Annotated in this window: 7 protein-coding genes; 4 read left to right on the top strand and 3 right to left on the bottom strand. The window is 66.0% G+C overall.

Annotated elements, in window-relative coordinates:
• Nucleotides 1-210 precede the first annotated feature (210 nt).
• Together AB4Y99_RS22750 and AB4Y99_RS22755 are read right to left on the bottom strand one after the other, a co-directional pair.
• Complete coding sequence (locus AB4Y99_RS22750; protein WP_191122988.1) at nt 211-1215, bottom strand: PLP-dependent cysteine synthase family protein; 1005 nt, start codon at nt 1213-1215, stop codon at nt 211-213.
• A gap of 311 nt (nt 1216-1526) precedes the next feature.
• On the bottom strand, nt 1527-3074 hold the full coding sequence (locus tag AB4Y99_RS22755; RefSeq protein ID WP_441524932.1) for an MFS transporter: 1548 nt from the start codon (nt 3072-3074) through the stop codon (nt 1527-1529).
• Between the two features lie 158 nt (nt 3075-3232).
• On the opposite strand from AB4Y99_RS22755, the gene AB4Y99_RS22760 reads away from it, so the two are divergent.
• Nucleotides 3233-4162 (top strand): LysR family transcriptional regulator, encoded by a 930-nt coding sequence (locus AB4Y99_RS22760; RefSeq protein ID WP_441524933.1) that lies wholly within the window; start codon nt 3233-3235, stop codon nt 4160-4162.
• 23 nt (nt 4163-4185) lie between these two features.
• Here the strand turns inward: AB4Y99_RS22760 and AB4Y99_RS22765 are convergent, their stop codons facing one another.
• A complete protein-coding gene (locus tag AB4Y99_RS22765) occupies nt 4186-4857 on the bottom strand; it encodes a TetR/AcrR family transcriptional regulator (protein ID WP_441524934.1) in 672 nt (223 codons plus the stop codon).
• A gap of 172 nt (nt 4858-5029) precedes the next feature.
• On the opposite strand from AB4Y99_RS22765, the gene AB4Y99_RS22770 reads away from it, so the two are divergent.
• The 3 genes from AB4Y99_RS22770 to AB4Y99_RS22780 form a co-directional block, all read left to right on the top strand.
• Nucleotides 5030-6091, top strand: coding sequence for an efflux RND transporter periplasmic adaptor subunit (locus AB4Y99_RS22770; protein WP_441524935.1), 1062 nt, complete (start codon nt 5030-5032; stop codon nt 6089-6091).
• On the top strand, nt 6088-7179 hold the full coding sequence (locus tag AB4Y99_RS22775; RefSeq protein ID WP_441524936.1) for an efflux RND transporter periplasmic adaptor subunit: 1092 nt from the start codon (nt 6088-6090) through the stop codon (nt 7177-7179). Before AB4Y99_RS22770 ends, AB4Y99_RS22775 begins: the two co-directional genes overlap by 4 nt.
• On the top strand, nt 7176-7687 hold a 512-nt coding region (locus AB4Y99_RS22780), incomplete at its 3' end, for an efflux RND transporter permease subunit (protein ID WP_441524937.1). The genes AB4Y99_RS22775 and AB4Y99_RS22780, both read left to right, overlap by 4 nt.

Genomic DNA, 7687 nt, shown 5'->3' on the forward strand with positions numbered 1-7687 from the left:
GTGCTTTTAGCGTTGTTGACGCGGCGCAAGCTGCTCCAGCAAATCCCGCGGCGAAGACGCTGAAAGCGCCGTCGCGTTCAAGATTATTGCTCGGGTTATTATTATTGGCAATGAAACAGAATATGCGTTTTGCGTGACAGGAAGCGATGATTTGTTTTGTATCCGGCGAAGCGGCGAGGCGATCGACATCGTCGCCGCATCGAGCGGATGTCAGACCGTGGCGGCTTCCAGAGCGGGCGCCCCCACCTCGCTCGAAAGGGCGGGCCCGAGCTTCGGCGGGCTGAGATAGCGCTCGCCGCTATCGGCGACGATGGCGACGATCGTCTTGCCGGCATTTTCGGGCCGCCTTGCGAGCGCCGTGGCGGCGAACAGCACCGCGCCCGACGACGTCCCGGCCAGGATGCCTTCGCGCTGCGCCAGGATCCGCGCGAAGTCCCGCGCCTGCGCCGTCTCGGTGACGATCACCTCGTCGACGACGGAAGCGTCGAAATTCTCCGGCAGGTAGCCGGGCTCGACCTCCGTCACCTTGTGGACGCCCTCGATGCTGTCCGGATAGGGAGCGTCCAGCGAGGGCACCGAGGCAGGGCCGGGCTCGACGACGACGATCTGCACCTCCGGGTTCTGTCGCTTCAGGAAGCGCCCCGTGCCGGAGATCGTGCCGCCGGTGCCGACGGCCGCCACGAAGATATCAACTTCCCCGGCTGTATCCCGCCAGATCTCGGGGCCCGTCGTCTCGAAATGGACGCGCGGATTGGCCGGATTGGCGCGCTGATTGGTGTAATAGGCGTCCGGATTCTCGCGGCGCACCCGATCGATGATCGCGTGGATGGCGCCGGGTTCGAGGAAGACGCTGTTGTCGATCAGGACGATCTCGGCGCCGTAATGAGCGAGCAGCTTGAGCTTGTCCTCGCTGATCGTGTTGCGCAGGTAGAATTTTGAAGGATAGCCGCGTGCCGCGGCCAGCGCCGCGAGCCCGATCCCGGTATTGCCGCTGGTCAGGTCGACGATCTGCTGGCCGGGCTTCAACCGGCCGCTCTCCTCGGCCTCGCGGATGAGGCCCCAGGCCGTCCGGTCCTTGATGCTGCCGGCGGGGTTCAGATACTCGATCTTCGCGAGGATACGGGCGCCGAGCTTCAGCTCTTCTGCGAAGCGGCCCAGTTCGAGGAGCGGCGTATTGCCGACCAGGGCCGCGAAATTCTCGTTTCTCGATGTCATGATGCGCTCTCAGGACAGGCTGGAACAGTGCGACCGCGCCCGATCTTCGAAGGGCAGATGGGTCTGGTCCGCGTCGCCCTCAGCCCCGGCGGCCGGATCAATCGTGCTGGCCAGCATTCGGGTTCAATTCAGGCTGGCAATCAATACCTTCAGCAAAATAAGTATATCGACCTATGGAGAGGTCGACGATTGTTCAATATTTCTAGCGACCGCTGAATCAAGAGCGAGAACTTGCTGATCAGGGCGCCGCAAGCCACTCGCGGCTTGCGGCGCCCTTGTCGTCCTGGGCGTGCCGCGGCTGGCGAGCCGGGTCAGGCTTGCGATGTGCAGAGGCGCTCTTCCCTCTCCACCACTGGCTCGGTTCCCGTTTCCGCCCTCCGGCCGAGGAAAGCGAAGACGACGATCGCGGTGAGGATGGTGATGGCGCAGAGCATCAGGAGCAATGTCGCGAAGGCGTCGCCATAGCTCTGCATGAGCGCAGCGCGGCTCATCAGCGGCAGGGCGGCCGCGGCCACGATATCGCCGGTGACGAGCAGCTGGGCCGCCGGTCCGGCATGGGCCGCCGCCGCACCAACCGCCAGATGCCCCGCYGTCAAGGCGGAYAACACGGCGCTGACCACGGCGAGCGCCACRCCTTCGCCGGCCACRCGSGTGGYGCTGAARATGCCGGTTGCCATGCCGGCGCGCTCCTTGGGCACGACGCTGACGGCAAGCCCGTCCATCAGCCCCCAGGGGAGGCTGATGCCGATGCCGATCAGGGCCATTGGCATGGCGACACCCATTGTCTCGCTTCCGAGCGGCATGCGGCTCAGCCAGAACAAGCCGACAGCGCAGATCAACAAGCCGACGCCGCAGATCGCCGCCGGTGCGAACCAGCGCGTCAGCAGGCCAGCCGCGAAAGGGAGAGCCAGCAAAGGTGCGGAGAGTGCGATCATCAGCCGGCCGGCAGCGATCTCGCTCAGGCCCTCGATGCCGATGAAACGCACCGGCAGCAGGATCAGCAGCACGACGAAGGCATAGGCCGGCGCCGCCGCGAGTAACTGCACCCCGACGAAGCGGGGGTAGCGGAACAAGGTGAGGTCGAGCATCGGCCGAGCGACGCGCCGTTCGATCACGCCGAAGGCGATGAAGAGCGCGGCGGAGCCCGCCAACAGGGTCATCACGGTCGGCTCGGCCCAGCCGCGCTCCGGCGCCAGCAGGACGCCATAGGTAAAGAGCGCCAGGGCCAGGGTGAAGGAGAGGGCGCCCGGCCAGTCGAGTCCGGTGGCGTCCGGGTCGCGCGTTTCGCGCAGGAAGCGCGCCCCGAGCGCCAGGGCGAGCGCGGCCAAAACGACCACGAGCCCAAAGATGCTGCGCCAGCCGAAGGCATCGATCATCAATCCCGAYGCGATCGGYCCGAAGGCAAGGCCGACACCAAAGCTCGTGCCGACGATGCTGAAGGCACGGATGCGTGCGCGCCCCTCGAATTCCTGCGCGAGTGCCGCCATGCCGCCGGAAAAGGCGGCCGCCGCGGCGATGCCTTGGGCCGCCCGCCCCAGATCGAACCAGAGGATGTCGGGTGCGACGGCGAGTGCCGCGGAGATCATCCCGAATGCGCCGACGCCGATGAGGAAGAGGCGCTTGCGGCCATAGGCATCCGCGAGCCCGCCCGCCGCCATCAGGCTCGATCCGAAGGTCAGCATGAAGGCGTTGGTGACCCAGTTGAGCGCGATCGGACTGCCGCCCAGCGTTTTGCCGATGGCAGGAAGCGCCACAGCCGGCCCCGTGAAGGTGAGTGGCATCGCGGCGGCGGCGAGGCAGACGGAAAGGAGCACGAGCGCCTGTCTGGCCGTGCTCGGCCGCGTGATGGTTTGCGTCATGGATTGGATGCCTTGTTCGACAACGGCGCAGCGACCCCAGCTGGCGCTCGCCTTGCGGTCGAAACAGGATATTATCGATCTAATTGGAGCCAAGCGGCTTCGTATTCCGATCATATCGGAAGAATTCGCTCGAATAACCACGTATCGAGGGGGTAAGGATGGATTCGCTGACCGGCCTAACGGCCTTCGTCCGGACCGCCGATTTCGGCAGTTTTGTCGTGGCCGGGCGCGTGCTCGGGCTTTCCGCCTCCGCGGTCGGCAAGGCCGTGACCAAACTCGAACAGCAGCTCGGCATCCGCCTGTTCCAGCGTTCTACGCGCAGCCTGCGCCTGACCGAGGAGGGGCGCGCTTTTCACGAGCGCTGCCGGCGCATTCTCGACGATCTCGACGATGCCCGCGCGATGCTCGCTCACACGATGGATGTGCCGCGTGGACGCCTGCGGATCAGCACGCCGATCGTGAGCTATCATCTGCTCTTGCCGGTTCTGCCGGAGTTCATGGCGCGCTATCCCGAGATCGAGGTCGATCTCGATTTCAACGACCGCCTCGTCGATCTGATCGACGAGGGCGTCGATGTCGCGATYCGCAGCGGAGATCTCCCGGATTCGCGCCTGATGGCGCGGCGGCTGCGCCCATTCCAGCTGCTGCTCTGTGCCGCACCATCCTATCTGGAGCGCCACGGYAAGCCAGAGTGCCCGCGCGACCTCGACGGGCATCTCGGTGTCCGCTTCCGTTTTCCCAACAGCGGCAAGATTCAAGCATGGCCACTCACACTGCCGGCTGGAGAACCGGAGTTGCGCACACGCACGGTCTTGACCTGCAACAACATGGAGGCGCTGCGCGGCTCAACCATCGCTGGCCTCGGTATCGGCTGCATACCGGATTTCCTGGCGCGTGATCCGCTGGCGAAGGGCGAGCTGCWCACCCTGCTCGAYGAMCRSATCGAYGCTCCCGGCCATTTCAGCCTGATCTGGCCCTCCAGCCGCAATCTCTCGCCGAAGGTCCGCGTCTTCGTCGATTTTATCGGAGAACGCCTGTTTTCAAGCCGCTGCGAAGCGCTTCCTCCGACGGCCGTCGTTCCGGGTTGAGGCGCCTGCGCGCCGGGCAGCCGCTACGTCTCGAACGGTGCGTAAAAGTGAAGGAACAGGTCGATCCCGGCCTCGATCTGCGTCTCGAGCTCGGCCCGGCTCGGCACCGCCGCAGGCAGCAGCAGGCGCGTGATGTCGAGATCGCCTCTGACGAGGCTCAGGAACTGCTTCGCCGCCAGTGTCGGGTTCGGAACATGCAGCTTGCTTGCCCGATGGGCCTCGCCGAGGAAGGCCGCCAGGTGCTCCGTCAGCGCTTTGGGGCCGCTCTCGAAGATGGCGGCGCCGATCGACGGAAATCGCGGCACCACGCCGATGACGGCACGCTGCAGGAACATGGCCTGCTCCGATAGGAAGATGTCGACGAACTTCTCGGCGACGCGCTTGAGCACAGCGGCAATATCGCTTCTGTCGGTTACGATCCGCCCGATCTCATCCGTCATCCGCTCGGCCTCGTCGACGACCACGGCGGTGAACAGCTCTTCCTTGCTGGCGAAATGCGCATAGAGTGTCGCTTTCGACACCGGCGCCTGCCGAGCGACCATGTCCATGCTGACCGTGTCAAAGCCGTGGTCGAGAAAGAGCGCGCGGGCGGCCGCCAGGATCGAGCCGACCTTGCGATCGCGCTGGGTCGGCGCGAGGCCGGCGCTCCGAGGATCTCGAGTTCCACCGCCTCGCGGCGGGGCGCGTGTGGTCATTGATTTTTCTCTAAACTGAACCGTTCAGTTCATGATTGACATAGGCCGCTCACTCAAGCAAATGTCAAAACTGAACGGTTCAGTTCAATTTTGACATGGGTGACCGATGCCGATGCGATGGCCGCTTCGCTTCCCTGGACGATCCACCGCCGGCCTTCTGGTTGGTCTTGCCATGGTCCTCGCTGCCTGCGGCGAGGAGAAAAACCCCTCTGCGCGGGCGCCGATGTCCGTCAAGGCCGAGCGCGTATCCGCATCGCAGCACGCCCTGTCGGTCGCACTGACGGGCGAGGTGAAGGCGCGCGTCCAGAGCGATCTCGCCTTCCGCTTCACCGGCCGCATCGCCGAACGCTTCGTCGAGATCGGCGATCATGTCGAGGCGGGGCAGGTTCTTGCGCGGCTGGAATCGCAGGAGCAGACGGCTGACCTCGCCTCCATGACGGCCGGCGTCCAGTCGGCCGAGGCGACCCTGCGCCAGACGACGGCCGCCTTCGAGCGTCAGAAATCCCTGCTCGCCAACGGTTTCACCACGCAGACCAATTTCGACAATGCCCAGCAGGCGATGCAGGCCGCCCGCGCGACGCTCGACGCGGCCCGCTCCAATCTGGGAACGGCCAGGGAGCAGCTCGTCTATACGTCCTTGACCGCGGACGCCTCGGGCGTCGTGGTCGCGCGCAACGCCGAGGCCGGGCAGGTGGTCGAGGCGGCGCAGGCGGTTTTCACCATCGCCCGCGACGGCGAGCGCGACGCGGTCTTCGATGTCTATGAGGGGCTCCTGGCCCAGCGCCCGGCCGACGACACCATCGAGCTCGCGCTCGTCTCCAATCCGGCCGTGCGCGCGACCGGCAAGGTCCGTGAGGTCGCCCCCGCCATCGATCCCGCGACGGGAACCGTTCGCGTCAAGATTTCGATCGACGCGCCACCTCCCGCCATGACCCTGGGCGCGGCCGTCACCGGAATCGGCCGGTTCAAGCCCGACAATGTCTTCGCGCTGCCGGCGGGCGCCTTCTTCACCGAGAACGGCAAGCCCGCCGTCTGGACGGTCGACCCGCGCAGCCATGCCGCCGCGATCAGGCCGATCACGGTCGACAGCTACCGGACGGGCGAGCTGCTGGTCCGCGATGGGCTGGAGGCCGGCGACATTGTCGTGACGSCCGGCACGCAATTGCTCAGGCCGGGCCAGATCGTGAAGCCGCTGCTGCCGGATGCGCAGCCCCGCGAGGAGACCAAGAAATGAGGCGCGCGCTCGTTCTCCTCTCCACCGCGGCCGTCGTCTGCGCGCTGGCCGGCTGCAATGCCGAGGGCGACGCCACCAAGGCGAAGACGGTGCCGCGCCCGGTCCTCTCCGTCGTGGTCAAGCCGCAGGAAGACCAGGATGTCGGCTTTGCGGGCACGATCCAGCCGCGCTTCCAGACCGATCGCGGCTTTCGCGTGCTCGGCCGCCTGATCTCGCGTCAGGTCGATATCGGCGACGTCGTCGCCCCGGGGCAGGCGCTGGCGCAGATCGATCCCCAGTTGCTGGATCTTACCGTGCGCGGCAGCGAGGCCGATCTCGCCAAGGCGCAGGCGCAGCTCGCGAACGCCTCTGCCGCCGAGGCCAGGATCAGCACCCTGTTTGCCAAGCAGATCGCGAACCAGGCCGATCTCGATACGGCCAAACAGTCCCTGGAGGCTGCAAGTGCCGGCGTGAAGCAGGCTCAGGCCAGCCTCGACAAGGCGCGTGAGCAGCGCGGCTATGCGGCCCTGACGGCGGACGAGGCCGGCGTGGTCACCAGCGTCAACGCCGAGGTCGGCCAGATGGTCACCGCCGGCCAGAAGGTCATGACGATCGCGCGTACCGACATTCGGGAGGCTGTCGTCGATATTCCCGATGCCACGGCGCGCTCCCTGCGCCAGGGCGAGCCCTTCGCGATCCGTCTGCAGGCGGATCCGTCCGTCACCGCGACCGGCAAGCTGCGCGAGATCGGCCCGCAGGCCGATGCCGCGACGCGCACGCGCCGGGTCAAGATCACGCTCGACCAGAGCGTCGATGCCTTCCGGCTGGGCGCCACCGTCACCGTGCTGCCGACGATGCCCGCAGCGGCGCAGGCGGTGTTCGACATCCCGGCCGCCGCGCTTCTCGAGCGGGACGGCAAGACGCTCGTCTGGCTGCTCGACCCGGGTACCGGAACGGTCCGCTCCTTCGCCGTCGAGGTGGCGGAACGGATCAACGGCAAGGCCCGGATCGTCGGGCAGTTGACGGCTGGCGTGCGCATCGTCGTCGCCGGCGTCAACAGCCTGTCCGAAGGACAGAGCGTCAAGTTCGATGAAGGAGCCGCCCGGTGAAGCGCTTCAACCTCTCCGATTGGGCGCTGCAGCACCGCTCGCTCGTCTGGTATTTCATGATCGTGGCCTCGCTCGCCGGGCTGTTCTCCTATTTCAACCTCGGCCGGGCGGAAGATCCCGATTTCACCATCAAGACGATGATCATCCAGGCGCGCTGGCCCGGCGCGACCGTGGAGGACGTGATCGGCCAGGTCACCGACCGCATCGAGAAGAAGCTCGAGGAGCTCGACTCCTTCGACTACGCCAAGAGCCTCAACATGCCCGGGCAGACGACGATCTTCGTCAACCTCAAGGACACGACCAAGGCCAAGGACATCCCCGCGATCTGGGTCAAGATCCGCAACATGATCGGGGACATCAAGAGCCAGTTCCCCGATGGGGTCGTCGGTCCGAGCTTCAACGACAATTTCGGCGACGTCTACGGCAACATCTATGCCTTCACCGCAGACGGCTTCAGCCAGCGGCAATTGCGCGACTATGTCGAGGATGTCCGCGCCAAGGTTCTGAC

It is taken from the genome of Allobosea sp. TAB14 (assembly GCF_052113865.1).
Classification (GTDB): Bacteria; Pseudomonadota; Alphaproteobacteria; order Rhizobiales; family Beijerinckiaceae; genus Allobosea; species Allobosea spartocytisi.

Bases quoted from the DNA above. Each gene is read 5' to 3' on its own strand.
- AB4Y99_RS22775 (WP_441524936.1), top strand. From the start codon at position 6,088: ATGAGGCGCGCGCTCGTTCTCCTCTCCACCGCGGCCGTCGTCTGCGCG.
- AB4Y99_RS22765 (WP_441524934.1), bottom strand. From the start codon at position 4,857: ATGACCACACGCGCCCCGCCGCGAGGCGGTGGAACTCGAGATCCTCGG.
- AB4Y99_RS22750 (WP_191122988.1), bottom strand. From the start codon at position 1,215: ATGACATCGAGAAACGAGAATTTCGCGGCCCTGGTCGGCAATACGCCG.